Origin of the sequence: Pseudovibrio axinellae, assembly GCF_900110875.1 — a bacterium.
GTDB lineage: Bacteria > Pseudomonadota > Alphaproteobacteria > Rhizobiales > Stappiaceae > Pseudovibrio > Pseudovibrio axinellae.
On record NZ_FOFM01000080.1, the window covers coordinates 1 to 1,478 of the forward strand.

The window sequence follows — 1,478 nt, forward strand, 5'->3', positions numbered from 1 at the left end:
GCGAGCAGCGTTGTGTTTGAAGGGCATGAAAAAATCTTGGCTGATGAAAACTCCCGAAGCAATACGCTCTAAAGCCGGAATATTGCAACACCGCCATGTAACTCATCCTTTTGATGATACTATTTGCTCTGCCAGCTGACAAGCTGATTCAAACTGTCGGTTCAATGCATCATTGTCGTGTCTATTATCATACAGCCGCCTGAAGTCACTCAATAAATGATGTTTCAGTTTTCCATAACCATTTCGATCTTTATTCTTCAGAATATTTAGAGATTTCGATAACCCTGGGTAAGCTGTATCCCGGCCATCTTGAGCCAACTCTCGCTGGATCGCTTCTATTAAGTCTAAAAGGTTTTCTTCTTGTATACTTCTCACTGCGTTACCTCAGTTGAATTAATCGGGAAATTTAGCTTTGAATTCATCGAGCGAATAGCTTTTCCCGGTTTTTCCATCACATACAGACTTAATCCAGGTATTTGGATAGTCTCTTGGTAACAGCACTTGATTTGCCCCCCTAGATACTTGACCCTGTTGATCCAATAGGCTGGGGAGCTACTCTACCAACACGAATTTGAGTACCTTTCGGGATCACAATTTCAGCTTCAAATTGGGTGCTATTCCTTTTTTGTGAGACGCTTCTTAAAAGTTTGCATTGCCCGCGGTTCGTGTTCAATTAATTCATCTAACAAATCGCCCTCTATTAGCGCTTCGTGTAGAATGAGGTCTTGTCCCTCTGAATTTTTTATCACTTGAAAGTTTGAGTTAAGTTGCGGCTGTGTAACGACACACTCCACCTCAGGCACAGCAACAAATCCCTCATACCCTTCATAAGGTACAACAAAGTGCATTCGCTGTAACTTTCCTTGATATTCTGCCCAGTAAATCCCATATACCTCTACATCGACTGCACGGCCAGCTTCTTTAATTCTCATTACTTACTCCAAACTTGGACCAGGTTGCAAAACAGGTGGTGTCCGTTGCGGTGTTGTGTACTTCATATCATATGCTCTACCTGAATTTGAGTTGTACTGATAATGGATTGTGATTGTCTCGCCGCTAGGCGTTGTATGAACTGCTTCCATTTTTTGGAACCCATCTGCCGACTTAAAGCGTGGATCATTATTTAAGCCCGGCAACGGTCGCCCAGCAGATGCGTCATTAGTAATACGGTTCCAAAGCGTTTGCTCGTTTAGATCGCGGGGCTTTGTAGCTTGATGAGGTTTCGCTGTCGAAATTGTTTCGTAATCGATACCATTGTTTGGCAACCCTTTATTTGTAGCAGGATCTTTATCATCCCATTTCGTAAGAGGTTTCTTAACACCAATTACACCCGCTATAACTGCAGTAGTGACCCCTGCAACTGACCTGAGACCCAAGTTTCCTCGGCGGTGTTGCAATATTCCGGCTTTAGAGCGTATTGCTTCGGGAGTTTTCATCAGCCAAGATTTTTTCATGCCCTTCAAACACAACGCTGCTCG

2 protein-coding genes are annotated in these 1,478 nt (G+C 43.4%); both read right to left on the reverse strand.

The window, feature by feature from the left end; translation table 11 throughout:
- Positions 1-614 precede the first annotated feature (614 nt).
- The gene (locus tag BMZ51_RS23625) at positions 615-932 is read right to left on the reverse strand and encodes a hypothetical protein (protein ID WP_068006480.1); all 318 of its coding nucleotides are present in this window, start codon (positions 930-932) and stop codon (positions 615-617) included.
- 3 nt (positions 933-935) lie between these two features.
- Positions 936-1,478 (reverse strand): hypothetical protein (locus tag BMZ51_RS24220; protein ID WP_208979643.1); only part of this gene is annotated, 543 nt, incomplete at its 5' end.

Coding starts and splice junctions, on each gene's coding strand:
- BMZ51_RS23625 (WP_068006480.1), bottom strand. CDS start 932: ATGAGAATTAAAGAAGCTGGCCGTGCAGTCGATGTAGAGGTATATGGG.